Below are 25,864 nucleotides of genomic sequence, written 5' to 3' on the forward strand. Positions count from 1 at the left end.
GCCCCCCGAGCCCCCCCGCCCCGGGGCCCGCGCCCCCCCCCCCCGCCCCCCCCGGGCCGCGGGGCCCGGCGCACGGCGGCCGTGGCACCGCGCGGCGGCCGGGGGGGGCGGGGCCGGACTCACGGACCGCCGCTGATGAGGGCATGGTTTCATGAGAGCAGAGCGCTCGCATCGTGTAACGCGGGAGCGCTCACATGATGGGAGTCGAGACTCACCCCGCGCCGCGGGGAGGGGTCCCCGAGATGTGGGAGGGATACCGATGGCAGCGCAGGGTTCGGCGGGGAGGACCAATCAGAAGCTGCGGACGCGTAACGCCATCGTGGCGGCCGCGGCGGAGCTGAGCCGTACCGGGCGTGAGGTGACGATGCCGGAGGTGGCCAGGGCGGCGCTGGTCTCGGAGGCCACGGCCTACCGCTACTTCCCCGACCTCTTCAGCCTGCTGCGGGAGGCGATCGCGGGGCAACTGCCCACCCCGGAGGAGGCTCTCGCCTCGGTCGCGGACTCCGAGGACGCGGTGGAACGGGTGGCCGCCGCCACCGAGTTCCTGCTCCGCCATGTGCTGGCCAGGCAGGGCGTGGTCCGTGCCATGATCGCGGCGACGGTCGTCCGGCCCGCCGAGGCCGCCGCCCGCCCCGGCCTGCGCTTCGGCCTGATCGACAGCGCCCTGGCCCCGCTCACCGGCCTGGCCCCCGCCGCCCGCGCCCAGTTGAGGCGCGACCTGGCCGTGGTCGTCAGCGCCGAAGCCCTCTTCAGCCTGACCGACCTGCACGGCCTCGACCCCGAAGAAGCCGTCACCAGCATCGTCCACACGGCCGGCACGCTCACCCGGGCCGCCGTTCAAGCCGCCCGCTGACCACCCTGCGGCACGAGAAAGACCGGTGCCGTCGGCCCCCCCGGCAGGGGAACCGACGGCACCGGTTCCTTCTCAGACGGCGGGCTGTCGCAGTACGGCGACGTCCCGGGGGGAGAGGACGACCGTGCCGTCCTCCTCCGCGTGCCCGACCAGGAGTTCACCGGTGAGACCCGGCAACGGCACCGCTCCGTCCGTCCTGTTGACCAGGAAGAGGAAGCGGGCCCCGGCGTCACGGCGCACGATCAGCTCGACGCTTCCCCTTGCCGCGTCCGGCAGTTCACTCTCGACGCCGGCGGGCGCGAGCAGCGTGGGCAGCAGGCCGGCGAGCCCGTCGGGACCCAGCCGCGTCGAGACGTAGGAGGCCGAACCCCGGCCCACCGTACGGCGGGTGACGGCCGGTCGGCCGGCGTACGTGCCGTCGCGGTAGCGGGACAGCACCTCGACGTCGGTGCCGGTCACCGTGATCCGGTCGGTCCACAGGGTGCCCGTCGCGGTGCCGTCCGCCTCCAGCCCGACCGTCTCGCCGTCGAGCAGCGGGCCGAACTCCTCGATGCGGATGCCGAGCAACTCCCGCAGCGCGCCCGGGTATCCGCCCAGCCAGATGTGGTCGTTCTCGTCCACGACACCGGAGAAGTACGTGGTGACCAGGTGGCCGCCCTGCTCGACGTACCGGGTGAGTTCCTTGCCCAGCGCGGCGGGGATCAGATGCAGCACGGGGGTGATCAGCACGTCGTAGCGGTCGAGGGGCGTGGCGGTGGTGACGACGTCGGCGCGGACGCCCAGGGCGAGGAGGGCGGAGTACCAGTCGAGCGCTTCCCGGCGGTAGTCGAGCCGGTCGTTGGGGTGGGAGTCCTGTTCGCTCGCCCACCACGACTCCCAGTCGAAGACGACGCCGACCCGGGCCGGTTCCCGCTCGGTGCCCGCGACGGGGGCCAACGTCCGCAGCGTACGGCCGAGTTCGGTCACCGCGCGGAAGAGGTCACTGTCCGGTCCGGCGTGCGGGACCATCGCCGAGTGGTACTTCTCGGCACCGGCCGCGGACTGGCGCCACTGGAAGAAGCACACCGCGTCGGCGCCGTGCCCGACGTGCAGCAGCGAGTCACGGGCCAGCTCGCCCGGCCGCTTGGCCTTGTTCACGGGCTGCCAGTTGACCGCACTGGTGGAGTGCTCCATCAGGGCCCACGGACGCCCGCCGGCCAGACCGCTGACGAGGTTCGCGGAGAAGGACAGCTCGTCGCGGTCCTGCGGGCCGGGCGTGACGTAGTGGTCGTTGGAGACGAAGTCGACCTCGGCCGCCCAGTCGGCGTAGTTCATGCCCTTGGTGTTGCCCATCACCATGAAGTTGGTGGTGACCGGCACGGTGGGCGTGATCTCGCGCAGCAGGTCGCGCTCCGCGCGCAGGTACTCCTTGAGCGCGTCGGAGGAGAACCGCTTGAAGTCCAGCTGCTGCGTGGGGTTGGGGAAGGAGGCGGCCAGCCGGGGCGGCAGGATCTGCTCCCAGGCGCTGTACCGCTGGGACCAGAACGCCGTGCCCCAGGCGTGGTTGAGGCCGTCGAGGGTGGTGTACCGGGCGCGCAGCCAGTCGCGGAAGGCGCGGGCCGCGTCGTCGGAGTAGTCGTAGACGTTGTGGCAGCCCAGCTCGTTGGAGATGTGCCAGGCCACCAGGGCGGGGTGGTCCGCGTAGCGTTCCGCCAACTTCCGTACCAGGCGCAGCGCGTGGTCGCGGAAGACCGGTGACGTGGGGCGCCAGTGCTGCCGGCCCCCCGGCCACAGGGTCTCGCCGGAGGCGGTCACCGGGAGGATCTCCGGGTGTGCCGTGGAGAGCCAGGGCGGCGGGGAGGCGGTGGCGGTGGCCAGGTCGACCTCGATGCCGCCCGCGTGCAACAGGTCCATGATCTCGTCGAGCCAGCCGAAGTCCCACTCGTCCAGCGCCGGTTGGATACGGGCCCAGGAGAAGATCGCCAGCGAGACGACGGTGACGCCGGCCTCGCGCATCAGCCGGATGTCCTCCTCCCACACCTCGCGCGGCCACTGCTCGGGGTTGTAGTCGGCGCCGTAGGCGAGTCGGGGGGTGGGCTCACCGTCCGGCCCGTGCGGAAGCCGGGACTGGAGGGTGGAGATCATGGTGGTCCTTCCGATTACTGCACAGGTGGAGCGAGATGCGTGGGGGTCCGCGGGCGGCCGCCGCCGCACCGCTGCGCGGCGGCGGCTCCCGAGGAGGTGCCGACTGCTACTTGGAGACGGTGAAGCCCTGCTCGTTGCCGTACTTGACGGAGGCGTCCTGCCAGGCCTTCAGACCGTCCGCCAGCGAGGTGCCGGAGATGTACGCCTTGCCGACGGTGTCGTTGAAGATCGAGTTGGCGTACTGCTGGAAGGGCAGGTACGACCAGTCGGAGGCGACGTCGGCCGCGGACTGGGCGAAGACCTGGTTGGCCTTCTGGCCGCCGAAGTACTTGAACTCGGTGTTCTGGAACGACGGGGACTGCAGTTCCGCCTTGGTCGCCGGGAAGGCGCCCTCACTGATGCGGGTCTGCACACCGGCGCCGGAGTTGGCGTACTCGACGAAGGCGTACGCGAGTTCCTTGTTCTTGCCCAGCGCGGGCAGGGTGAGGGAGCTGCCGCCGTTCTCGGCGCTGGCCTTGCCGCCCTTGGTCCACTGCGGCATCGCGGCCGCGCGCCAGTCGCCGGAGGCGTTCGGCACACCGGTGACGAAGTTGGCGGGCATCCAGGCACCGGTGGTCAGGGTGGCGATGGTGCCGTCACCGAGGCCCTTGTACCAGTCGTCGGTCCAGCCGTTGATCGGCGCGAGGAGCTTCTCGTCGATGAGCTTCTGCCAGGTCTCGGTGTACTTCTTGGCGCCCGCGTCCTGGAAGTTGACGCTCACCTTGGTGCCGTCGACCTTGTAGGGGCGCGAACCGGCCTGCCACAGCATGCTGGTGGTGAAGCCCGCGTCGCCGGCGTCGTTGGCGATGTAGGCCTTGGGGTCGGCCTTGTGCAGCTTGCGGGCCGCGACCAGGTACTCGTCCCAGGTGGTCGGGACGGCGATCTTGTACTTGTCGAAGACCTTCTTGTTGTAGAACATCGCCATCGGGCCGGAGTCCATCGGCAGGCCGTAGACCTTGGCGCCGTCGCTCACGGCGTTCCAGGGGCCGGCCGTGTACTTCGAGGCCAGCTTCGAGGCGCCGTAGGGGGCCAGGTCGCTGAGACCCTTCGTCAGCGAGTACTGGCTGAGCGCGAAGTACTCGATCTGCGCGACGTCGGGGACGCCCTTGCCGGCCGAGATCGCGTTCGACAGCGCGGTGTAGTGCTTGTCACCGGAGCGCGCGCTGACGAGGTTGATCTTGACCTTCGGGTACTTCTTCTGGAAGTCGGCGGCGACCGTCTTCAGCGTGGGCTCCCACGACCAGACGGTGACGGTGCCGCCCTTCTTGAGAGCCGCCTGGATGTCGGCGCTGGAGACGGCCTTCGTGCTGGAGCCGGAGTCGTCCGAGCTCCCGCAGGCGGTCGCTCCCAGGGCGAGGACGGAGAGGGCGGCGAGACCGCGCAGCAGGCGGCCGGTTGTTCTGCGCATGGAGGTGCTTCCACTTCTTCGTGGGTCGGACAGGGTGAGGGTGAGGGTGATGAACTGCGGGGGGTCTGAAGGGGGTTATTCCTTGACGCTTCCGGCGGCGAGCCCCGACTGCCAGTACTTCTGCAGCAGCAGGAACGCGGCGATCAGCGGCACGATCGTGAGCAGCGAACCGGTGATCACCAGGTTGAAGATCACGTCGCCGCCGATCGTCTGGGCCTGGGAGTTCCAGGCGTCCAGACCGAGCGTCAGGGGATACCAGTCGGGGTTCTTGAGCATGATCAGCGGCAGGAAGTAGTTGTTCCAGGTCGCGACCGTGGTGAAGAGCAGGACCGTCACCACACCGGGCGCCAGCAGCGGCAGGGAGACCTGGAAGAAGGTGCGCACCTCGCCCGCTCCGTCGATCCGGGCGGCTTCGAGGAGTTCGACGGGGATGGCTTCGGTGGCGAAGACCCACATCAGGTAGAGGCCGAACGGCGAGACCAGCGAGGGGATGATCACCGCCCACGGTGTGTCCGTCAGCCCCATCTTGCTGAACATCAGGAAGGTGGGCACCGCGAGGGCCGTGCCGGGGACGGCCACGGCGCCGATCACCACGGCGAAGACGCCGCGCTTCCCGGGGAAGTCGAACTTCGCCAGCGCGTAGCCGCCGAGGATCGCCAGGAAGGTGGCGCCGCCGGCGCCGAGCACGACGTACAGCAGGGTGTTCAGCAGCCAGCGGACGAAGATGCCGTCGTTGTAGGTGAACGTGTCGTGGATGTTCTGCCAGAGCGCGAAGTGGTGGCTGAACCAGAGTCCGGGCGAATCGGCCAGCCCCGTCTGCGTCTTGGTGGCGCTGATGACCAGCCAGATCAGGGGCACCACGGTGTAGACCAGGATCAGGCCGGTGAGCACGGTCAGCAGGACGCTGCGCTTGGGGCGCCCGGGGGAGTGCTTGCGGGGCGTGCGCAGCCGCGGCGCGCTCCTGGTGCGGCGGCCGGACGCGGCGGGCGTCGACGGGGAGGCTGTGGTGACGGGGGTGCTCATGGCTCAGGCTCCCTTGCGCATGCCGCGGAGCTGCACGACGTAGGCGATGACCATGGTGATCAGCCCCATGATGATGGCGACCGCCGCGGAGTAGTTGTGCTGCTGTCCGTTGAAGGACAGTGAGTACGTGTAGAAGTTCGGGGTGTAGTCCGTCGTGATGGCGTTGCGCGCCAGCGGTCGCAGGATGCTCGGCTCGTTGAAGAGCTGGAAGCTGCCGATGATCGAGAAGATCGTCGCGATGACCAGGGCGCCGCGGATCGCGGGGAGTTTGATCGCCGTGATGATCCGGAGCTGTCCGGCGCCGTCGATCTCGGCCGCCTCGTACAGCGACGCCGGGATGACCCGCAGCGCGGAGTAGAAGATCAGCATGTTGTAGCCGACGAACTCCCAGGTGACGATGTTGCCGATCGACGCCAGGACCAGGCCGGAGGAGAGCGGGTCGGGCAGCGTGACGTCGAAGGCGCTGTTGATGTCACCCACCAGCCCGAACCGCGTGCCGTACATGAAGCCCCACATCAGGGTGGCGACCACGGCGGGCACGGCGTACGGCAGGAAGATCGAGATCCGGAAGAAGTCCCGGCCGAAGAGCCGGCCGCTGTCCAGGGCGAGGGCCACGAAGAGCGCGATGCCGAGCATGATCGGCACCTGGACCAGCAGGAAGAGCGAGACCCGCTCCAGTGAGGACCAGAACTGGTCGTCCTGGAACGCCTGGGTGTAGTTGTCCAGCCCGACGAAGTGGTTGCCGCCGATGAGCTGGTCGCGGTAGAGGCTGAGATAGACCGAGTACACGATCGGAGCCAGGAAGACGAAGGCGAAGACCACGGCGAAGGGGCCGATGAAACCCCACCCCGTCCAGGAGCGGCGGTCCCGCTTCGCCGGCGGCGGGATCGGTGGCCGGGTCGCGGCCGCGGGGGGCTGAAGGGTCGTCATGTAGTTCCTCGCTCGTCCATCTCGGAACCGGCGTCTCACGCCGTCGCGATGGTTGCGTAAACATCACGGTCCAAGGCGGCCTCGGCCTGTTATGTTTACGTAAACATCTGATGGCGGCATGTCTACACTGCCCCAATGTCGGTGGTCAAGGGTCGTTTGCGGAAACCATGACCGAGGCAATCGGATCGATATACGAGGGAGACGGGTGGACACAGCTGACGGTGCCTCGGCCGGTACGGACGGGACACGTACACGCGCCAGGAAGCGGGTCGCGCGCCGCGCCCCGAGCGCGTCGATGGCGGACGTCGCACGCCTGGCCGGGGTCTCCTCGCAGACGGTCTCCCGCGTGTCCAACGGTTACGCGGGGGTGAACGAGGAGACCCGGCAGCAGGTCCTCGCCGCCATGAAGGAACTGGGCTACCGGCCGAACAGCGCCGCCCGGGCCCTCAAGCGCGGGGAGTTCCGCACCATCGGCGTGATCACCTTCAACCTCTCCACCACGGGCAACATGCGCACCCTGGAGGCGATCGCCACCTCGGCGGCGCAGGAGGGGTACGCCGTGACGCTGCTGCCGGTCGCGGTCCCCACCCAGGACGAGGTGCGCGGGGCCTTCTCGCGCCTCGGCGAGCTGGCCGTCGACGCGGTCATCGCCATCATGGAGGTGCACCTGCTGGACGCGGCGACCATCTCCCTGCCGCCGCACGTCCAGGTCGTCGTCGCCGACTCCGACGCGGGCGACCGCTACAGCGTGGTCGACACCGACCAGGACGGCGGAGCCCGGGCCGCCGTACGCCATCTCCTGGACCTCGGCCATCGCACGGTCTGGCATCTGGCCGGCCCCGAGGAGTCCTTCGCGGCCCAGCGCCGCGCCGACGCCTGGCGCGCCGAACTCGCCGACGCGCAGCGGCCGGTACCGGAGGTGGTGCGCGGCGACTGGTCGGCGGAGTCCGGCTACCGCATCGGCCTCGACCTGGCCCGACAGGCCGACTGTACGGCGGTGTTCGCGGCCAACGACCAGATGGCGCTGGGGCTGTTGCGGGCCCTGCACGAGCGCGGTCGCCGGATCCCCGAGGACGTCAGTGTCATCGGCTTCGACGACATCCCGGAGGCCGGCTCCTTCCTGCCGCCGCTGACCACCGTCCACCAGGACTTCGCCGAGGTCGGACGTCTGTGCGTGGAGGGCGTGTTGAGGCGGATGCGGCAGCACGGGACGGAGCACGGCACGACGCTCGTGCCCACCAAGCTCGTGATACGCGACAGCACGGCGCCCCCGCGGCCCGTCGTCAACGGGCCGCGCTAGTGGCCGAGTTGGTCCACGAGTAGGGGTGTGGTCCCGGGTTCACGTCCCGTTTCGCCGCCACACCCCAGAGTTGACGACCCATTCGGGCAGGGGAGGTGTGAAGCGACGGCCGGCGCGCCGATCATCTTGTCATGAACCTGTGATCCGAGGGACGGGTCGCAGCCTCATGGAGGTGTCCGGATGCACCGAAGACTCGCCACCGGTCTCGCCGCCTCGGCGCTGGCCCTGATGACCGTCGCCGCCACCGCCACGGCCGCCACCGCCGCCCCCGCCGACAAGCCCCAGGTCCTGACGAGTTGGACCCAGACCGGCGCGTCGAGCTACAGCGTGTGGGCCGCCGCCCGCGCCAACCAGACCGCCTGGTCCTCGTACGCCTTCGACTGGTCCACCGACTACTGCTCCGACTCCCCGGACAACCCCTTCGGCTTCCCCTTCTCGACCTCCTGCGCCCGCCACGACTTCGGCTACCGCAACTACAAGGCGGCGGGCGCCTTCAGCGCCAACAAGTCCCGCCTGGACAGCGCCTTATACGAGGACCTCAAGCGCGTCTGCGCCGCCTACGGAGGGGCGACGAAGACCGCCTGCGACGGCACCGCGTGGACCTACTACCAGGCGGTCAAGGCCTTCGGCTGAGCCGCCCCGGCGCCGGGAGCGGACCACCATCCGCTCCCGGTGGCCGACCCGGTCACACCGTGACGACCCGCAGCCCGGCCTCCTCGAACCGCCGCACCGCGTCCCGCTCCGCCGCCGCGTCCGTCACCAGCGTGTCCACCGACTCCGTGGCGCAGATCCGGGCGAACGCCCGCCGCCCCAGCTTGCTGGAGTCGGCCGCCACCACCACCCGTTCGGCGCGCTCGCACAGCAGCCGGTTGATCCCGGCCTCCGCCTCGTCATGGGCCGCAGCGCCGTGCGTCACGTCGAAAGCGACCACCCCGAGCACGGCCACGTCGAGGGTGATCTGCCCCAACACCCCGTCCGCGAGCGGGCCGACGAGCTCGTACGACTGCGGGCGCGCCACCCCGCCGGTCACCACGATCTTGAACTGCGGCCGTACCGCGAGTTCGTTGGCGATGTTGAGCGCGTTGGTGACGATGGTCAAAGCCGGTGATCCGGACGCCAGATCGCTCCGTACGGCCAGGGCGCGGGCCACCTCGGTCGTGGTGGTGCCGCCGGTCAGCCCGACCGCCTCGCCGGGTGCGACCAGGCCGGCCACCGCCTTGGCGATGCGCTGCTTCTCGGAGGCGTGCCGCGCGGTCTTGTAGCGCAGCGGCAGTTCGTAGGAGACGCCGTGCACGACGGCGCCGCCCCGGGTGCGCACCAGCATCTGCTGCTCGGCGAGCTGGTCGAAGTCGCGGCGGACGGTCGCGGCGGAGACCCCCAGGTCGGCCGCCGCCTCCTCGACATCCAGCCGGCCGCGCTCGACGAGCAGCTCCAGCAGCGTCTTCCACCGGGCGTCGCGCGACATGCCCGCCTCCGTTCCTCGACTCCCTCGCGACCCTAACGCACCCTGATCGACTCCTGATGCTTGATTGTGCTCGAAAAGCCGCTATATCTTGCAGGAACGAGCACGCGTCGACGAGAGGGGTATACGGCATGACCCATGTCGAGGACGAGCTGAACAGCCAGCCCGACTGCTGGACCCGCGCCGCGACGGAGGCCGCCGACCACGTCCGGGCGCTGCCGGCGCCGGGGGAGCGGGTGGCGGTCGTCGGCTGCGGCACCTCGTACTTCATGGCCCAGGCGGTCGCCGCGCTGCGCGAAGGCGGCGGCCAGGGCGAGACCGACGCCTTCGCCGCCTCGGAGTACCCGGACGGCCGCGCCTACGACCGGGTCGTCGCCCTCACCCGCTCCGGCACCACCACCGAAGTCCTCGACCTGCTGCGCCGGTTGAAGGGGCGCACCCGCACCACCGCGATCACCGCCGACCCCGAGACGCCCGTCCTGCACGCCGCCGACGAGGTCGTCGTCCTCGGCTTCGCCGACGAACGCTCCGTCGTGCAGACCCGGTTCGCGACCACCGCGCTCACCCTGCTCCGCGCCCACCTGGGACTGCACACCGACGCCGTCGTCGCCGACGCCCGCACCGCCCTCGCCACCGCCCTGCCCCAACAGCTCGTGGACTGCACCCAGTTCACCTTCCTCGGGCGCGGCTGGACCGTCGGCCTCGCCAACGAGGCCGGCCTCAAGATGCGCGAGGCCGCGCTCGCCTGGACCGAGGCGTACCCGGCGATGGAGTACCGGCACGGGCCGATCAGCGTCACCAGCCCCGGCACCGCCACCTGGATGTTCGGCGAGGCCCCCGAGGGACTGGCCCAACAGGTGCGGGACACCGGCGGGTTGTGGATCGAGGGCGGCCTGGACCCGCTCGCCGAACTGGTCCGCGCCCAGCGGCTCGCGGTCGCTGTCGCCGCCGCCCGGGGGCTCGACCCCGACCGGCCGCGCCACCTCACCCGCTCGGTGATCCTCGCCCCCTGACACCCCGGCAAAGGACAGGCCCGTGCCCCTCGCGACCACCGGCGCACTCCTCACCCGTGCCGCCGAAACCCGCTCCGCCGTCGCCGCGTTCAACATCATCACGCTCGAACACGTCGAGGCCGTCATCACCGGCGCGGAGACCGCCGGTACACCCGTCGTCCTCCAAGTCAGCGAGAACGCGGTCGCGTTCCGTGGCGGACGGCTCCTCCCGCTCGCCCGCGCCGCCGTCGCCGCGGCCGAACGGGCCCGCGTACCCGTCGCGTTGCACCTGGACCATGTCCAGAGCGACGCACTGCTGCGGCAGGCCGCCACCGCCGGTTTCAGCTCCGTGATGTACGACGCGGCCGGGCTGCCCTACGCCGAGAACCTCGCCGCGACCCGGGCCGCCGCCGACTGGGCGCACTCCCAAGGGCTGTGGATCGAGGCCGAGTTGGGGGAGATCGGCGGCAAGCGTGGCGGACCCCCGCTGGACGCGCACGCGCCCGGCGCCCGCACCGACCCCGCCGCGGCACGGGCCTTCGTGGCCGACTCCGGCGTGGACGCCCTGGCCGTCGCCATCGGCAGCACCCACGCCATGACCACCCGCACCGCCGCCCTCGACCACGACCTGCTCAAACGCCTCGCCGCCGCCCTGGACGTCCCGCTCGTCCTGCACGGCTCCTCGGGCCTCCCCGACGGCGAACTGACCGCCGCCGTCACCGGCGGCATCACCAAGATCAACGTCGGTACGGCCCTCAACATCGCGATGACGGGCGCGATCCGGGACTTCCTCGCCGCCCACCCGGACGCGGTCGACTCACGCGCGTACCTCGGCGTGGGCCGGGAGGCGATGGCGGAGACGGTGGCCCGTGTCATCCGCGTGCTCGGCACGGCCGGACCCGGCCCCCGCCCGCGCGCCGCCGTCGACTCGTAGGACCGGGCCGGTCACCCGGGAGGGGCGGGCGCCGAGCGGGCGGGCGCCGCCCCGTGCGCGATCTGGGGGTGCCGCGCCCCAGGCCTGTTCAGTCGCCGCCGCGGTCCTCGCGCGCTGCTCGGCTCGATGAGGCTTTCCGCTCACACCCGCTCCGTGTTCCGTGCTCGGTGCCGCGGTCGAGGAGGTGGCCCTGGCCGGGGTGCTCGGCAACGGTGCCACGGACCGGAACGTGGGGCGCCGCCCCGGCCGGCTTCGTCGTCCTCGTCGGCCTGGCCGTGCTACTCGACAGCGCTCGCGCCGGCCGGTGCCGCTGCCGTGGGGATGGCGTTGTCGACGAGGACGGCCGCGATGGCGGCGGCGGTGGTGAACGCTTCGGTGTTGAGGACTCGGCCGCGGGCCGAGGCGCCGTCCAGGAGCAGCGCCAGTTGCTCGCCGAGCTGTTCGGGGTTGGTGGCGCCGGCCTCGCGGGCGGTATCGGCGAGCCGGGCGGCGAAGCCTCGTTTGTAGTCGCGGGCGTGTACGCGGGCCGGGTGGCCCGGGTCGGGGATCTCGACGGCCGCCGCGATGAAGGGGCACAGGGGCGAGTGCACGTCGAACGGGGCGAGGAGTCGTTCGCGAGGTGTGAGGTCGGTGCGGTCGAACACTTCGGGCAGGATGTCGGGATCGAATCGGCGTAGGCACTCGGCGATCAGGTCGTCCTTGCCGGTGAAGTGCTGGTAAAGCGTGCGCTTGGACACCTCGGCCACCGCGCAGAGCTGGTCCATGCCGGTGCAGTTGATGCCTTGCTCGCGGAACAGCTGTCGCGACGCGCTGAGGATGCGCTCACGTGCGCCCCTGCCGCGACGCAGGCCTCGCGGCCCCTTCTCCAGATCTGTCACAGGCCCAGCGTAGCCCACGTGGGTACCGCTCGGTGTGCATAGCTTGCACCCCGCGCGGCCGTTCGCTACGTTAAGTACGCAGCTCGGTGTACTTAACATCGGCACGGCAGGTGAATGGAGTGATCGTGGGAAAGCTCGATGGCAAGGTTGCGGTGATCACCGGCGCGACCAGCGGGATGGCGCTGGCCGGTGCGAAGTTGTTCGTCGATGAGGGAGCTCACGTCTTCATCACGGGCCGGCGGAAGGACGCGCTGGACGAGGCCGTCAAGCTGATCGGCCGGAACGTCACCGGCGTGCAGGGCGATGCGGCCGACCTCGATGATCTGGACCGCTTGTTCGAGAGGGTCAGGCAGGAGAAGGGCACGGTCGACGTGTTGTGGGCCAGTGCCGGGACGGGCGAACAGGGCAGGCTCGGCGAGATCACCGAGGAGCAGTTCGATGCCGCCTTCTCGCTGAACGCGCGTGGCACGCTCTTCACGGTCCAGAAGGCGCTGCCGCTGTTCAACGATGGCGGCTCGATCCTCATGACCGGGTCGAACGCGTCGCTCCGGGGCTACCCCGACTGGAGCGTGTACGCGGCGAGCAAGGCCGTGCTGCCCGCCTACGCACGGGTGTGGGTGTCCGAGTTGAGGGACAGGAGGATCCGGGTGAACGTGCTGACCCCCGGCCAGGTCGCCACACCGATTCTGGAGCAGGTCATGGACGAGCAGATGAAGGCGCGGTTCGAATCCGTGATCCCGCGGCGAGAGATGGGCCGCCCTGAAGAGATCGCGTCGACCGCGCTGTTCCTCGCCTCGGACGACTCGAGCTACGTCAACGGCATGGAGCTGGTGGTCGACGGCGGCACCACGGTCATCTGAGCGCGTCGCTGGTGGCCGTCAGCGCCGCGCCGCGCAGGCCGGGCGCCGGCCCGGAGGTCCGGCGCGGCACCCGGCGCCACCACGAGGCCGGCCGGCCCGGGCCCGTCGACCAGGTCGTCAGCGGCCCGATCCGACCCCTGGGCGCAGGCGAACCTTCGACACCCCGGCCCGGTTCGCCGGCAACGCCCCCTCCCCGACCAAGTGACCCACACCCAGCAAGGGAACACACGTCATGACCACCCTCAGCATCATCGGCTCGGGCAACATGGCCACCGCCATCGGCACCCGGGCGGCGAAGCACGGCCACACCATCGAGCTCATGAGCCGCGACGCCGCCAAGGCTCAGGCACTCGCCGACCAGCTCGGCAACGGAGCCACCGTCGGCACGTTCGGCGCAAGGCCGGCGGGTGACATCGTCATCGTGGCCGTCCTGTACACCGGCGCGGTCGATGTGGTCGCGCACTACGGCGATGCGCTGGCCGGCAAGATCCTCGTCGACATCACCAACCCGTTCAACGCCGACGCAAGCGGACTCACGACCACCGCGGGCAACTCGGTGTCCCAGCAGATCGCCGCCGTCGCCCCCCAGGGCGCACACGTCGTGAAGGCGTTCAATTCGATCCTCCGCGGCGTCCTCGCCGAGGACAAACCCGTGGACGTGTTCTTCGCCGGTGACAGCCCCGAGACGAAGGCGCGTGTCGCGGCGTTCGTGGAGAGCTTGGACCTGCGGGCCCTCGACGCGGGAGGGCTGGAGATGGCCCACGCCCTTGAATGGGCCGGCATCCTCCTGGTGGGCCTGGCACGCAACGGCGCCGGCTTCGACATCGCCTTGGGCGCCGAGGTCCTCTGAGGGTTCGCACGCGTCCCCGCCCGACCCTCCGGTCCTGCTCCGGTCGGTAGCGCTGGGCGCCGATCCGAAAGGGTCGTTCTCCGCACGGTCGGACACCGCTGCGGGCTCCGACGGCTTCCCCGTACGCCTACCGCTTGACCGCCTTCAGCACCACGAACTTGGCGTCGCTGGCGACCAGTTGGCTGTTGCCGAAGAGGCGTTTCAGTTTGACGTGGTAGCCGAGGTGCCGGTTGCCGATCACCCACAGTTCGCCGCCCGGCCGCAGCGCGCGGCGGGCCCCGGTGAACATCCGCCACGCCGTCGCGTCGGTCGTCGCCTGGTGCGAGTGGAACGGCGGGTTGGTGAGCACCAGGTCCACGCTCTCGGCCGCGACGCCGGCGAGCCCGTCCCCGACCCGGAACTCCGCGTGCCCGGGAACGCCGTTGGCCTTGTACGTCGCCTCCGCCGACGCCACGGCCTGGAACGACTCGTCGACGAAGAGCACCTCGGCCGTCGGATCGGCCAGCGCGACCGCCGTACCCACCACACCGTTGCCGCAACCGAGGTCCACGATCCGTCCCACGCCCCGGACAGCGGGCAGGTGCTGAAGGAGGAAACGGGTGCCGACGTCGAGGCGCTCCGCGCAGAACACGCCCGCGTGGTTGACGACGGTCCGCCCGGAGACCGTACCGATGCCGTCGGGCAGGGCGTAGCTGTGCGGCCACGGACTGGCGGGACGCACCGCGGACGGCTTCGGCACGCAGTGGATCAGCCGGGCCTTCTTCTCGGCGAGGGACGTCCGGGTCGGGCCGAGGATCCGCTCGAACAGCTTCAGCGTCGAGGTGTGGATCTCCTTCACCATGCCGGTACCGACGACGACCGTCTCCGGGTGGACGGCGGGTGCCAGCCGCAGCAGTTGGTCCTCCAGCAGCGCGAGGCTCTTCGGCACCCGCACCAGCAGCACGTCCACCCGCTCCGGCGGCGGATCCTGCGTGGTCAGCAGCTGGACGGTGCCCGGTGCGACGGCGGCGCGCGCGAGGTTGGCCCGGGTCGCCTCCTGGGTGAGGAACGAGTCCGTGATCTGCACCGGACCGTGTTCCGCGAGCGCCGTGACCAGCGCGCCCCAGCGGTCACCGACGACCACGACGGTGCCGGAGAGCGGGATCCGCTCGTCCACCAGATAACGGAGCAGATACTCGTCGGAGGCGTCCCAGGCCCGCAGCCGGTCACGCGGGTCCTCGGGAAAACGGGCCAGGGCGAGTTCGCCCCACGGAGTCGTCATACAGTCGTCCATTGTGGGTCAAGGCTAGCGGAGCCGCTGATCACGGCCGCTCGTGCAGGATGGACCCATGTCTGCCGAGCTGTTTCCCAGGGCCCGCACGGAGGTCGCGCCGGGCGCGGTGCACGTCCCGGACTGGCTCGACGCCGGAGGGCAGGGCGAGCTGCTGGCCGCCTGCCGGGAGTGGGCCCGCCCGCCCGCCGGACTGCGCACGGTCCGCACCCCCGGCGGCGGCACGATGACCGCCCGACAGGTCTGCCTCGGCTGGCACTGGCACCCGTACGCCTACGCCCGCACGGTCGTCGACGGCGACGGCACCCCCGTGAAGCCCTTCCCGTCCTGGCTCGGCGAGCTGGGCCGGGACGCGATGACCGACGCGCTCGGCCCGCAGGCGGCGACGGGGACGGCGTACGACATCGCACTGATCAACTTCTACGACGGTGACGCCCGCATGGGAATGCACCGGGACAGCGACGAGAGGTCCGGCGCGCCCGTGGTGTCGCTCAGCCTCGGTGACAGCTGTGTCTTCCGGTTCGGCAACCCCGAGACCCGGAGCAGGCCCTACACGGACGTGGAACTGCGCAGCGGTGACCTCTTCGTCTTCGGCGGCCCGTCCCGGCTCGCCCACCACGGCGTATTGAAGGTCCATCCGGGCACGGCACCGCCCGAGTTGGGGCTGACCGGACGGCTGAACATCACGCTACGGGTCAGTGGGCTCTAGCCCGCCGCGCCGGTCGTCCGGCTTGCGGATCATGGGAGACTCGCCCCCATGAGCGGCACGGCGGACCCCCGGCCGGCGGGGGATGGGACCACCTCAAGGACGCGGTTGGACCGCGGGCGCGGCGCGCTCGGGCCCGCGTTGGAGCTCGTGCACACCGGACGGGCGCCGACCCGGGCCGTGCTCACCGCCGAACTCGGGGTGACCCGGGCGACGGCCGGCGCGGTCGCCGCCGAGCTGGAGGCGCTGGGGCTGATCAGGGTGGACGCCCGGCCCGGCGCGGCGGCGGGCTCGCAGGGGCGCCCCTCGCACCGGCTGGAGATCGCCGAGGACGGGCCCGTGGCGCTCGCCGCCCAGGTGCACGCGGACGGGTTCCGGGCCGCGCTGGTCGGGCTCGGCGGGCGGATCGTGGCGACCGCGCCCGGCTGCGAGACCGTCGACGCCGATCCGGCGAAGGTGCTCGGCTCGGTCGTCGAGGCCGGTGCCGAACTGCTGCGTACGACGGGGCTGCGCTGCGTCGGCGCCGGGCTCGCCGTACCGTCCGCCGTCGCCGAACCGGACGGCCTGGCGCTCAACCCCCTGCACCTGGCCTGGCCGGCGGGCGCCCCGGTGCGCCGGATCTTCGACGCGTGCGTGCGCGCGGCGGGCCTCACCGGACCCGCGTTCGCCGGGAACGACGTCAACCTCGCCGCGCTCGCCGAGCACCGGCACGGAGCGGGCCGCGGCGCCCGCGACCTGCTCTGCGTGGCGACCGGACACCGCGGCGTGGGTGGTGCGCTGGTGCTCGACGGCCGTCTGCACACGGGCAGTTCGGGCCTCGCCCTCGAAGTCGGCCACCTCACCGTGAACCCCGAGGGCCGCCCCTGCCACTGCGGCAGCCGCGGCTGCCTCGACGTCGAGGCCGACCCGTTGGCGTTCCTCACCGCCGTCGGCCGTGACCCCGGTCCCGAGGTCTCCCTGCTCCAGCACTCCAACGAGCTGATCCGCGACCACTACGACGATCCGGTCGTCCGCGGGGCCGCCGAGGCCCTGATCGACCGGCTCGGGCTCGGCCTGGCCGGCCTGGTCAACATCCTCAACCCGGACCGGATCATCCTCGGCGGACTCCACCGCACCCTCCTGGACGCGGACCCGATGCGGCTGCGTGCCGTGGTCGCCGACCGCAGCCTGTGGGGGCAGAGCGGCGGCGTGCCCATCCTCGCCTGCACGCTGGACCACAACAGCCTGGTCGGAGCGGCCGAGTTGGCGTGGCAGCCCGTTCTCGACGACCCGTTGGGCGCCCTTTCCTGACGCCGCTCCGGGTCCGCCGGGCGACACCCCGCGAATGGGTGTCGCCGGCCCCGTTGGGCCCGCGACCCGAGTGGGTCTATCGTCGGAAATCGAAGGCCAGAGGATGGAGGCGGCCGGTGATGCCGCAGGACGACGCCGTGATCGGTTGCACGGGAGAGGTGATCATCGGCACCCGTGGACCAGCGGGTCCCGGCGAGATACTCGTGCGGGTCAGGGGCGGCTCCGAAACCTTCCTCGCCTGGTCGGATGATCCCCTGCCCACGGGGGCCACGGTGCTCGTGATCGAGTCCCGTGGATGTCGCGCTGTCTACGTCATCGAGTGGGCGGATCCATTGGACGCGCTGGGCGGCGATCCCGCCGGCGCAGAGTAAGGAGCAGGACATGTTCGGATACCGCGTTCCCGCGCCCGACGAGGCGATGCTGATCTCGGGGGGCAGGCGGGGACTGGGGGGCGCGCCGTTCCGAGTGGTGACAGGGCACGGCAAGTTCGTGCTGCCGGTCTTCCGTAAGACGCGTTTCCTGACGCTGGCGATGTGCGAGGCGGAGGTCACCGAGACCTGTGTGACCCGTCAGGGCATCGCCCTCAACGTGCGCGCGGTCATCGCGTTCAAGGTGGGCAACGACACCGAGAGCATCATCAACGCGGGCCAGCGGTTCCTCTCCGACCAGGACCAGATGTCGGTGCTGACCGGCCGCATCTTCGCCGGACACCTGCGCTCCATCATCGGCTCGATGACGGTCGAGGAGATCGTCACCGAGCGGCAGAAGCTCGCCGCCGAGGTGCTGGACACCTCGAAGACCGAGATGGCGAAGATCGGCCTGATCGTCGACTCGCTGCAGATCCAGTCGATCGACGACGGCGAGGTCGGCTACATCGACGCGATGTCCGCCCCGCACAAGGCGGCCATCCAGCGGCAGGCGCAGATCGCGCAGGCTCAGGCCACCCAGGCGTCGGCCGAGGCGCAGCAGGTGGCGGCCCGCAACCAGGCCGAGTACGCCCGGCAGACCGCCGTCGTCCAGGCGGAGTACTCGGCCGAGGTGGACCGCGCCCAGGCGCAGGCCGCGCAGGCCGGACCGCTGGCGCAGGCGCACGCCCAGCAGGAGGTGCTCGCCGCCCAGACGGAGCTGGCCGAACGCCAGGCCAAGCTCCGCCAGCAGCAGCTGGTGGCGGAGGTCGTGAAGCCCGCCGAGGCCGAGGCCGAGCGGATCCGGCTGCTCGCCAACGCGGAGGCGCAGCGCATGAAGATCCAGGCCGAGGCCGCGTCCTCCTACGACCGGGTGGCGCTGGACCGGATGCTGATCGACCAGCTCCCGCAGATCGTGAAGGAGGCGGCGGGCGGCCTCGCGGGCGCCAACGTCAACGTCCTCAACGGCGCGGACGGCCTCGGTGAGATCGCCGCCGGCCTGGTCTCCCAGGGGCTGACGATCCTCGACTCGGTCCGCCAGAACCTGAACGGCAACGAGAACGAGGGCCGCCGCCCCGACACGGCGGCCACCCTGCTCCAGCTCCAGGCGAAGAAGGACGGCAACGACAAGCGCAACGGCGGTGACGGCCCGGTCGACATCGACCGCTGACCGCCCGCCTTCCCCGGGGCGGACACCCTGACCGTGACGGCCTCGGCGGCGAGCACGCCGCCGAGGCCGGTCCGGGCGCCCTCCCATTTGCGTGACGGTCCGTCAGGTACCTTCACCGCCAGGCGGCGGCGAACGCCCTGGCCGGGTTCTCCGTGAAGACTCGCCGTGCCAGCTCCTCGCCCAACTCATGGGCCAGCCGCGGCCGTACCCGGCGCAGCAGATACGGCATTCCCGGGCCGCCGTTGACCGAACGGGCGGCTGCGGTCGTGGTGTCACCGCCGAGGAGCAGCCGCTCGCCGAACCCGGCGTCGGCGAGGGCGCGTACGGAGTCCGGCATGCGCCAGTCGGTGGCGTGGTTCGCGCGTGACGGACCGTCAAATGCCAGATAGCAACCGGACATCGCCGCCTCGCGGTGCACCACCGGGTCGGGGGAGCGGTTGAGGTGCCCGAGGATCACCCGCTGCGGCGGCACCTCCAACTCCCCGCACAGCAGGTCCAGTACGTCGAGCGCGCCGGTGCCCAGTTCCAGGTGGACCGCGATCGGGGCGTCCGTCGCGTGATGGGCCTCGGCCGCCGCGATCATCGTCCAGCGGGCGTGTGCGTCGAGGTGGTGGAACCCGCCGGCGACCTTGACGAGCCCCGCGCGGACCCCCGATGTGCCGATGCCCTCGGTCAGTTCGGACACGAACACGTCCGTGAGTCCGCAGCGCAGCTCCGCGAGCGTGTCGTCGGCGTAGTGGACGGCCTGGTGCAGCCCGGTCGCGGCGACCACCTGCACCCCGGTCTCCCGGGACAGGGCGGGCAGATCGGCGGCCCGCCGCCCCAGCCCGTACGGGGTCCACTGCACGACCCCGCCCCCGCCCAGTTCTCGGAACGCGGTCAGCTCGCCCCGTGCGGCCGACAGCTTCCGCAGCTCCTGGCCCGGGAGTCGGGGGCTGCCGAAGAAGAGGTGGTCGTGCGCGTCACACACTCCCAGACTCTCCGGGGGGACATCGCCGAGCACCGTACGGACGGCCGTCACCACTGCCGGCCCCGGGGCAGCGCGCCCCTGCCCGGCGCCGACACGTGCAGCACCTGGAACACGTCCCCCTCGGCCTTCGGTGTGTCGTGCTCCCAGAGCGAGAAGTGCACCACCTCCCAGCGGCGCGTGTCGACAGCCGCCGCCGCGGCCACCACACCGTCCTCGGCTGCCAGCCGCCCGGTCTCGCGCACCGCGTCCGCCATGACCTCTCCGAGCTCAGCGGCCGCCGGCACCGGCAACCGCCGGCGCACCGCCACGGCGGCGGGGGAGCCGGCGGCGCCCCCCTCGTCGTAGGACAGGCCCGTCCACTGGTGTACGGCGGGGCGCCCGAAGTCGTCGGCGAGCCCCTGGAACGGGCCGCCCCACAGGAAGGAGTTCATGCCCTCCACGGTGTTCCACAGGTAGAAGGGCGCGTACTGGTTGACCGGTGAGCCGTGAACGCCGCGGTCGCGCAGCAGGTACGCCTTGAGACCGAGGCCCTCCCAGTCGTCGAGCAGATGCCCGACCCGTGCGACCCGGCTCCGGACGATGTCCATGTCGTAGTCGGCGGGCAGGGTGAGTTCGTACTGCATGGCGTGCAGGGGGTGCCTCCTCGGGCGGGGTGGTCCGCAGCTCCACGTCTGCGTGACGGTCGGTGATGGTGCCGTCTGCCGGTAGGCCGCACGACCGCGAGTCGCGTCACGAGGCCGCAGGGGCGCACGTCAACTAGGCCGCGAATGACGGCTGTTGGGGCGACAGCAGGGAGAGCAGCCCGCGAACGGCGGTGTCGAAGGCGGCGGGTGAACCCGAGGCGCGGGCCAGCACGTAGCCGCCCTGCACCGTCGAGAGGATCGTCGCGGCGATCGCCTCGCCGTCGAGCGAGGCGGCGAACTGGCCCTGTTCCTGCCCCTCTTCGATCAACCCGGCGAGCCGCTCCAGGATCCAGTCGAGCGTCTCGTCGACCGGCTCGCGCAGCGCCGCGCTGGCGACGACGTCCGGGTCCATGGTCAGCCGCCCGAGCGGACAGCCCCGCAGTACGTCACGCTCGCGCCGCAGATACGCCTCGACGCGTTCGTACGGCGTACCCGGACCGTCGAGTACCGCACCCGTGGTGGCCCGCAACTCCTCGGCCGTCTTCCGGATCGCGGCCAGGGCGAGGTCCGGCTTGCCCTTGAAGTGGTGGTACATGCTGCCCTGCCCGGCGCCCGCGCGTTCCAGGATCGCCTTGGGGCTGGTGCCGACGTAGCCGCGGTCCCACAGCAGCTCGCGGGTGGACTCGATCAGTCTCTCCGGGGTGCTCATACCCCCACTGTACATACTGGTAGTTACAGACGTCGGAGCGTCCATCGCCCGTCCCGGGTGGCAGCCAGGAACCGGGGCGCGTACTCCGCAGGAGGTAGACGCGGTGCCGCTGGCCGTACGACGACCCGGGCCCCCTCCCGGGGCGAGTCTCGAAGCAGCACGGAAAACACCGGACGATCCACCTGGGAGATGAGTTCGAGATGCAGAACCTGGCGAACTGGCACGGCGGCCCCGGCCCTTTGGTCCTCTTCTTCCCGCTGATCTGGGCGGCCGTCGTGATCGGCGTGGTGACCGTTCTGCGCCGCACCGCGTGGCGCGGTCGCCGTGGCCCCTGGCGACCGTCGTTCGACGGCCGGCCCACCGGTGACTCGCCGATCGCCGTGCTCGGCCGCCGCTTCGCCTCCGGCGAGATCGACGAGGACGAGTACTGGCGGCGGCTCTCCGTACTGGACGAACAGTTCGGCCGCGCGGGCAGGGGCGGCGTCGAGGCCTGACGCCGCCCCCGGACGGACACGGGCGGGCACGGTCATGGTCTCGCCCGGCGCATCTCGGCCCGGCCCCGGTTCCTGTAGCGCGCACGCGGACGAGGGTGTCGTCCCTCGCGCCCACGGAGCCGGGCCGGTCGTACGAAGGCCATCGACGTGATGTCCCGGTACGGCGGCACATCACCGAGTGCGACCTCGGTCCGGCCCCGGATCCCGTGTCACCGCACTCGGCCGCCTGGTAGGTGAACGCCCGCTGCCACGGCCCTGGTTGAGCGGTATGACGGCGGCCGGCCGGCTCATCTCACCGCCCGGTCAGCCGACAACGGCCGACCGAGCGGGAGCGTTGGTCCGGCGTCCCGCGTCGACCGTGTGCTCCACCTCGGCCACGAACAGGGGCGCGGGCTTCTCGGCCGGTGTGCGGCGCGCTGGCCGGTCCGGTGTCGCCAGCGCGGGCACCGCCACGGGCGCCACGGCGGGCAGCGTGAACCACACGACCTTCCCGGAGTCGCCGTCCGGCCGCACACCCCAGCTCTCGCTCACCGCGGCCACCATCGCCAGCCCGCGCCCGCAGGTGGCGAGGGGTGCGACGTCGCCGATGTCCTCCACCACCGGGAGTCGGGGGTCGTGGTCGCGTACGGAGACCATGAGGTGGTCCAGGGACAGTTCGATCTCGACGGTGCAGATCTTGTCGGGTTCGGCATGCCGGTGGACGTTGGTCAACAGCTCTGTCACACCGAGCGCGGCCCGGTCGATCAGAGGCTCCAGATGCCAGTAGCGCAACTGCGCAGAAAGGATTCTGCGGACCTGGCCGATCCGCGACGGCAGAGCCTGGAGCTCCACCGCGCAATGCCTGCTCGGATGACTCATCACAGCTGCGACTCCCCGACGAGAGGTCCGGAAGAACACGGAGTACGGATGCAGCAGGCATCGCGTGCAACGACCGTCTGCTGCTATGGCCGGCGGGCTGGTTCGCAGCGTAGTCGCCGGTAAACCCAGAGTGACGTGAGGACAGCGTGGCTCAGGGGATGCGCGACCGCAACTCCTGGCCGACAGGAGCGGCGGGACCGCACCCTGATGTACGAAGGGGGCTCACACCTCGGGCGGGCTCAGCCGTCCCGGCCCGCCGCCTTGCGTACGGCGTCGATGAACCGGCGCGCCGCGGGCGGCCCCGGCTCACCCGGAGCGGGGTCGCGCTCGTTCAACGTCAGCAGATATCGCTTGCCGTTGAGATCGGCCAACGCCCGGTCCTCCGGGGCGAACCACGGCTTGGAGGCGCGCACCGCCTGCACCGGCGCGCTGTCTATCTCGCTGCCGTAGCTGGTCAGCAACTCCAGCCGGCCGTCGTTGATACGGACCTGGCCGGCCCGGGTGAGCGACCGCAGCCGCTTGCCGATCCCCACGCCCATGGCCGTGAACTCCGGCTCCGCCATGCTTCCCGCCCCCTTGTGCGCCTCGCCGGAATACGCGCGGGTCGCGATCCGGCGCCTGTGGTGATCCAGTGTGCGCCCCCGTTCGGGACGTTCGTCCCGCTCCGGTGCAGTCTGCCCGTCTGCGGCGCGGAGCACCAGTGCGCACGACCCGGTCACGGCCGGCACCCGGAGCACTCGCGCGCGCGTGCGCCCCCCGAGCTTCCCGGCCGGCCCGCCCCAGGCGTCCCTTTGGCCTGCCCAAAGGGGTGTTTATGCAGGTGAGAAGCGTGCGGAAGGTGCTTATGATCGGAGCGTCGGCCGCGTGAGCCGTCGGCGCGAAGCGTAAGGAGCCCCGACGTGAGCACCACCCCACAGAGCCGGACCGACGCCACCCTCGATGTCGACCGCAGCGACACCGCCTACCGAGACTGGCTGAAAGAGGCTGTCCGCAAGGTGCAGGCGGACGCGAACCGTTCGGCCGACACACACCTGCTCCGGTTCCCGCTGCCGGAGAAGTGGGGGATCGACCTGTACCTGAAGGACGAGTCCACCCACCCCACGGGAAGCCTCAAACACCGACTGGCCCGCTCGCTCTTCCTCTACGGTCTCTGCAACGGCTGGATCCGGCCCGGCCGCCCGGTGATCGAGGCGTCCAGTGGCTCAACCGCCGTCTCCGAAGCCTATTTCGCGGGGCTGATCGGTGTGCCGTTCATCGCGGTGATGCCCCGCACGACGAGCGCCGAGAAGTGCCGGCTCATCGAATTCCACGGCGGGCAGTGCCACTTCGTGGACGACTCGCGCCTGATGTACGAGGAGTCGGTCCGCCTCGCGGCCGAGACCGGCGGTCACTACATGGACCAGTTCACCTACGCGGAACGGGCCACGGACTGGCGCGGCAACAACAACATCGCCGAATCCATCTTCCGCCAGCTGAAGTTGGAGCGGTTCCCGGAACCCGCGTGGATCGTCGCCACGGCGGGCACCGGCGGTACCTCCGCGACCCTCGCCCGCTACGTCCACTACATGCAGTACGACACCCGTGTCTGTGTCGCCGACCCGGAGAACTCGTGTTTCTTCGAAGGCTGGACCAGCGGCGATCCGGACGTCACCTGCGACTGCGGCTCGCGTATCGAGGGCATCGGCAGACCGCGCATGGAGCCGAGCTTCGTGCCCGGTGCCGTCGACCGCATGATGAAGGTCCCGGACGCGGCCAGTGTCGCCGCCGTACGGGCACTGGAACAGGCCATCGGCCGCAAGGCGGGCGGTTCCACGGGCACCGGCCTGTGGAGCGCGCTGAAGATCGTCGCGGAGATGGTGGCGGCGGGGCGGCGGGGAAGCGTGGTCACCCTGCTGTGCGACCCGGGCGACCGCTACCTCGACAAGTACTACTCGGACGCGTGGCTGGCCGGACAGGGCCTCGACATCACGCCGTACACGACGGCCATCGCGTCGCTGCTGGCGACGGGCGTCTGGACGGACTGAGCCGGGCGCCGAAAAGGGGGGCGTACCCCGGCAGACGACCGGCCCACCCCTGGGACGTAACCCCAACTGCGTTGCCTGACGAAGGGGTTGAGTGGGCCGACCGTGCCCGGCCCTCATGTCACTCCCGCGTCACTCCCGCGTCAGCCGGTGGTCCAGTGCCGTCACCGCTTCCCTGAACGCCCGCCCGAGCCCCGCCCGCGCCGACTTCAGGACGATCCTGAACGGCGCCGTCCCGTCGGCGGCGAACGTCCACCGCACCAGCGTGCCGGTACCGGCCGGGGTGAGTCGCCACTCCTCGGCCAGGGCGCGGGCGCCGGGCGCGTTGGTCACGTCGACGCGGTAGGCGTACACCTCGGGGCCCTTCGCGGCGAGGATCGTCTCCTCGAACCGGGTGCCGCCGACGAGCCGGATCTCGCGACCCGCCCCGTCGTCGGTCGGCCGCGCGCGCCGCACCGCGCCGAACCACTCGCTCCAGCCGGGCACGTCCTCGGCGAGCGAGCGGAACACCGCCTCGGGCGGAGCGGTGATCTCCCGCGTGAAGACCAGGCGTACGGGCGCGGTGTCGACGAAGTCGATCCCCACCGGGCGCAGACGGTGAGCCATGGGCGAAACCTCCTCTGCGGAACCGGAGTTCGGGCCGGAAGCAGCGTCACCCTAGCTGACTGCCCGTCAGATGTCTTCCGTGTCACCGGGGTCACCGGGTTCGCCCGCGACGATCAGCCGGCGCAGCTGTTCCGATATCTCCGCGCGCGCCTCGGCCGGCAGCCCGGCGTCGGTCACCAGCGTGTCGACCTGGTCCAGCGCGGCGAACGAACTCAGGCCCACCGTCCCCCACTTGGTGTGGTCGGCGACCACCACGACCCGGCGCGCCGACTGCACCAGCCTGCGATTGGTCTCGGCCTCGGCGAGGTTCGGCGTCGAGAGGCCCGCCTCCACCGATATGCCGTGCACGCCGAGGAACAGCACATCGAAGTGGAGCGCGGCGATCGCCTGGTCGGCCACCGGCCCCACCAGCGAGTCGGAGGGGGTCCGCACCCCGCCGGTCAGCACCACCGTCGCCGTACCCGGCCGCTGGCCCGAGCTGCGCTGCGCCGCGTGGAAGACATCGGCCACCCGTACCGAGTTGGTGACCACGGTGAGATCGGGGACCTCGAGCAGCTGCTGCGCCAGGGCGTAGGTCGTCGTACCGCCCGACAGCGCGATCGCCGTACCCGGGGTCACCAGCCGGGCCGCGGCCCGCGCGATGTTCTCCTTGGCGGTCAGCTCCAGACCCGACTTGGCCTCGAAGCCCGGCTCGTGCGTGCTCGCCTCGACCACCGGCACCGCGCCGCCGTGCACCTTCTCCAGCACGCCCTGCCGGGCCAGCGCGTCGAGATCGCGGCGCACGGTCATGTCCGACACGCCGAGCTTCTTGGTCAGTTCGTTGACCCGGACACCGCCGCGACGCCGGACCTCGTCGAGGATCAGGGCGCGCCGCTGCTCCGCGAGGAGGTTCTGATTCTCGCTCACGTACGCTCCGGTCCTTTCGCCGCCACCCGTTCGACTCGCCCGTGGCACCTGCTCCGGCCAGCACGTTCTTCCCGGCTGCGGTGCGCGGACGCCCCATCCTCGCACGCCGTGGTACGGGCCGTCCCACCGCCTGCCTCGACGCGCACATGTCATTCGGGCATCATCGGTCCCCCGTACGTCACC

The 25,864-nt window shown here is 71.2% G+C and carries 27 protein-coding genes; 13 read left to right on the forward strand and 14 right to left on the reverse strand.

The features are described from left to right. Positions 1–259 precede the first annotated feature (259 nt). Positions 260–853, forward strand: coding sequence for a TetR family transcriptional regulator (locus ABZT12_RS29640; RefSeq protein ID WP_356390160.1), 594 nt, complete (start codon positions 260–262; stop codon positions 851–853). A 72-nt stretch (positions 854–925) separates the two neighbouring features. On the opposite strand, the gene ABZT12_RS29645 is transcribed toward ABZT12_RS29640, so the two are convergent. From ABZT12_RS29645 to ABZT12_RS29660, 4 genes are all read right to left on the reverse strand, one after another. Further along, positions 926–2,977 carry a beta-galactosidase gene (locus ABZT12_RS29645; protein WP_356390162.1) on the reverse strand — a complete coding sequence of 684 codons (2,052 nt, stop codon included), beginning with the start codon at positions 2,975–2,977 and terminating at the stop codon, positions 926–928. Between the two features lie 106 nt (positions 2,978–3,083). After that, entirely contained in the window at positions 3,084–4,424 is a 1,341-nt protein-coding gene (locus ABZT12_RS29650) for a sugar ABC transporter substrate-binding protein (RefSeq protein ID WP_356390164.1), read from the reverse strand. A gap of 75 nt (positions 4,425–4,499) precedes the next feature. Continuing rightward, positions 4,500–5,447 (reverse strand): carbohydrate ABC transporter permease, encoded by a 948-nt coding sequence (locus ABZT12_RS29655; RefSeq protein WP_356390166.1) that lies wholly within the window; start codon positions 5,445–5,447, stop codon positions 4,500–4,502. 3 nt (positions 5,448–5,450) lie between these two features. Then, positions 5,451–6,377, reverse strand: a complete 927-nt coding sequence (locus ABZT12_RS29660; RefSeq protein ID WP_356390168.1) for a sugar ABC transporter permease — start codon at positions 6,375–6,377, stop codon at positions 5,451–5,453. Positions 6,378–6,672: 295 nt separating this feature from the next. Between ABZT12_RS29660 and ABZT12_RS29665 the strand changes: the two genes are divergently transcribed. Together ABZT12_RS29665 and ABZT12_RS29670 are read left to right on the forward strand one after the other, a co-directional pair. Next, positions 6,673–7,677 carry a LacI family DNA-binding transcriptional regulator gene (locus ABZT12_RS29665; protein WP_356390284.1) on the forward strand — a complete coding sequence of 335 codons (1,005 nt, stop codon included), beginning with the start codon at positions 6,673–6,675 and terminating at the stop codon, positions 7,675–7,677. 180 nt (positions 7,678–7,857) lie between these two features. Next, the gene (locus ABZT12_RS29670) at positions 7,858–8,310 is read left to right on the forward strand and encodes a phospholipase (RefSeq protein WP_356390170.1); all 453 of its coding nucleotides are present in this window, start codon (positions 7,858–7,860) and stop codon (positions 8,308–8,310) included. Positions 8,311–8,362: 52 nt separating this feature from the next. On the opposite strand, the gene ABZT12_RS29675 is transcribed toward ABZT12_RS29670, so the two are convergent. Next, positions 8,363–9,142 (reverse strand): DeoR/GlpR family DNA-binding transcription regulator, encoded by a 780-nt coding sequence (locus ABZT12_RS29675; protein ID WP_356390171.1) that lies wholly within the window; start codon positions 9,140–9,142, stop codon positions 8,363–8,365. A gap of 128 nt (positions 9,143–9,270) precedes the next feature. Between ABZT12_RS29675 and ABZT12_RS29680 the strand changes: the two genes are divergently transcribed. Further along, the gene (locus tag ABZT12_RS29680; RefSeq protein WP_356390174.1) at positions 9,271–10,152 is read left to right on the forward strand and encodes an SIS domain-containing protein; all 882 of its coding nucleotides are present in this window, start codon (positions 9,271–9,273) and stop codon (positions 10,150–10,152) included. A gap of 22 nt (positions 10,153–10,174) precedes the next feature. After that, positions 10,175–11,065 carry a class II fructose-bisphosphate aldolase gene (locus ABZT12_RS29685; protein ID WP_356390176.1) on the forward strand — a complete coding sequence of 297 codons (891 nt, stop codon included), beginning with the start codon at positions 10,175–10,177 and terminating at the stop codon, positions 11,063–11,065. A gap of 278 nt (positions 11,066–11,343) precedes the next feature. Here ABZT12_RS29685 and ABZT12_RS29690 read toward each other — a convergent pair whose 3' ends face one another. Beyond that, the gene (locus ABZT12_RS29690) at positions 11,344–11,943 is read right to left on the reverse strand and encodes a helix-turn-helix domain-containing protein (RefSeq protein ID WP_356390178.1); all 600 of its coding nucleotides are present in this window, start codon (positions 11,941–11,943) and stop codon (positions 11,344–11,346) included. Between the two features lie 125 nt (positions 11,944–12,068). On the opposite strand from ABZT12_RS29690, the gene ABZT12_RS29695 reads away from it, so the two are divergent. Together ABZT12_RS29695 and ABZT12_RS29700 are read left to right on the forward strand one after the other, a co-directional pair. Beyond that, the gene (locus ABZT12_RS29695) at positions 12,069–12,803 is read left to right on the forward strand and encodes an SDR family oxidoreductase (protein WP_356390286.1); all 735 of its coding nucleotides are present in this window, start codon (positions 12,069–12,071) and stop codon (positions 12,801–12,803) included. A gap of 232 nt (positions 12,804–13,035) precedes the next feature. Then, positions 13,036–13,653 carry an NAD(P)-binding domain-containing protein gene (locus ABZT12_RS29700; protein WP_356390179.1) on the forward strand — a complete coding sequence of 206 codons (618 nt, stop codon included), beginning with the start codon at positions 13,036–13,038 and terminating at the stop codon, positions 13,651–13,653. 127 nt (positions 13,654–13,780) lie between these two features. On the opposite strand, the gene ABZT12_RS29705 is transcribed toward ABZT12_RS29700, so the two are convergent. Then, positions 13,781–14,914: a methyltransferase gene (locus ABZT12_RS29705; RefSeq protein WP_356390181.1), complete on the reverse strand. Its 1,134-nt coding sequence runs from the start codon at positions 14,912–14,914 to the stop codon at positions 13,781–13,783. Positions 14,915–14,981: 67 nt separating this feature from the next. Here ABZT12_RS29705 and ABZT12_RS29710 point away from each other — a divergent pair, with 67 nt between their 5' ends. From ABZT12_RS29710 to ABZT12_RS29725, 4 genes are all read left to right on the forward strand, one after another. Beyond that, entirely contained in the window at positions 14,982–15,632 is a 651-nt protein-coding gene (locus ABZT12_RS29710; RefSeq protein ID WP_356390183.1) for an alpha-ketoglutarate-dependent dioxygenase AlkB, read from the forward strand. Between the two features lie 48 nt (positions 15,633–15,680). Further along, entirely contained in the window at positions 15,681–16,919 is a 1,239-nt protein-coding gene (locus tag ABZT12_RS29715; protein ID WP_356390185.1) for an ROK family protein, read from the forward strand. A gap of 119 nt (positions 16,920–17,038) precedes the next feature. Next, complete coding sequence (locus ABZT12_RS29720) at positions 17,039–17,290, forward strand: hypothetical protein (protein ID WP_356390187.1); 252 nt, start codon at positions 17,039–17,041, stop codon at positions 17,288–17,290. Between the two features lie 10 nt (positions 17,291–17,300). Next, a complete protein-coding gene (locus ABZT12_RS29725; protein WP_356390189.1) occupies positions 17,301–18,494 on the forward strand; it encodes an SPFH domain-containing protein in 1,194 nt (397 codons plus the stop codon). A gap of 112 nt (positions 18,495–18,606) precedes the next feature. Here ABZT12_RS29725 and ABZT12_RS29730 read toward each other — a convergent pair whose 3' ends face one another. The 3 genes from ABZT12_RS29730 to ABZT12_RS29740 form a co-directional block, all read right to left on the reverse strand. Beyond that, complete coding sequence (locus ABZT12_RS29730) at positions 18,607–19,515, reverse strand: phosphotriesterase (RefSeq protein WP_356390287.1); 909 nt, start codon at positions 19,513–19,515, stop codon at positions 18,607–18,609. Continuing rightward, the gene (locus ABZT12_RS29735; protein ID WP_356390289.1) at positions 19,512–20,096 is read right to left on the reverse strand and encodes a DUF4865 family protein; all 585 of its coding nucleotides are present in this window, start codon (positions 20,094–20,096) and stop codon (positions 19,512–19,514) included. The genes ABZT12_RS29730 and ABZT12_RS29735 overlap by 4 nt, the downstream gene beginning before the upstream one ends. A gap of 124 nt (positions 20,097–20,220) precedes the next feature. Then, complete coding sequence (locus tag ABZT12_RS29740) at positions 20,221–20,796, reverse strand: TetR/AcrR family transcriptional regulator (RefSeq protein ID WP_356390191.1); 576 nt, start codon at positions 20,794–20,796, stop codon at positions 20,221–20,223. A gap of 200 nt (positions 20,797–20,996) precedes the next feature. Between ABZT12_RS29740 and ABZT12_RS29745 the strand changes: the two genes are divergently transcribed. Next, entirely contained in the window at positions 20,997–21,290 is a 294-nt protein-coding gene (locus ABZT12_RS29745) for an SHOCT domain-containing protein (protein ID WP_356390193.1), read from the forward strand. Positions 21,291–21,593: 303 nt separating this feature from the next. Here the strand turns inward: ABZT12_RS29745 and ABZT12_RS29750 are convergent, their stop codons facing one another. Continuing rightward, entirely contained in the window at positions 21,594–22,151 is a 558-nt protein-coding gene (locus ABZT12_RS29750) for an ATP-binding protein (RefSeq protein WP_356390195.1), read from the reverse strand. Positions 22,152–22,387: 236 nt separating this feature from the next. Continuing rightward, positions 22,388–22,711 (reverse strand): hypothetical protein, encoded by a 324-nt coding sequence (locus ABZT12_RS29755; protein WP_356390197.1) that lies wholly within the window; start codon positions 22,709–22,711, stop codon positions 22,388–22,390. 336 nt (positions 22,712–23,047) lie between these two features. Here ABZT12_RS29755 and ABZT12_RS29760 point away from each other — a divergent pair, with 336 nt between their 5' ends. Beyond that, positions 23,048–24,172, forward strand: a complete 1,125-nt coding sequence (locus ABZT12_RS29760) for a PLP-dependent cysteine synthase family protein (RefSeq protein WP_356390199.1) — start codon at positions 23,048–23,050, stop codon at positions 24,170–24,172. Between the two features lie 129 nt (positions 24,173–24,301). Here ABZT12_RS29760 and ABZT12_RS29765 read toward each other — a convergent pair whose 3' ends face one another. Both ABZT12_RS29765 and ABZT12_RS29770 read right to left on the reverse strand, forming a co-directional pair. Next, complete coding sequence (locus ABZT12_RS29765; protein ID WP_356390201.1) at positions 24,302–24,775, reverse strand: SRPBCC family protein; 474 nt, start codon at positions 24,773–24,775, stop codon at positions 24,302–24,304. Positions 24,776–24,841: 66 nt separating this feature from the next. Further along, positions 24,842–25,681, reverse strand: a complete 840-nt coding sequence (locus ABZT12_RS29770; protein WP_356390203.1) for a DeoR/GlpR family DNA-binding transcription regulator — start codon at positions 25,679–25,681, stop codon at positions 24,842–24,844. Positions 25,682–25,864 lie beyond the last annotated feature (183 nt).

Origin of the sequence: Streptomyces sp. NPDC005423 (assembly GCF_040606415.1) — a bacterium.
In the GTDB taxonomy this organism is placed as follows: domain Bacteria; phylum Actinomycetota; class Actinomycetes; order Streptomycetales; family Streptomycetaceae; genus Streptomyces.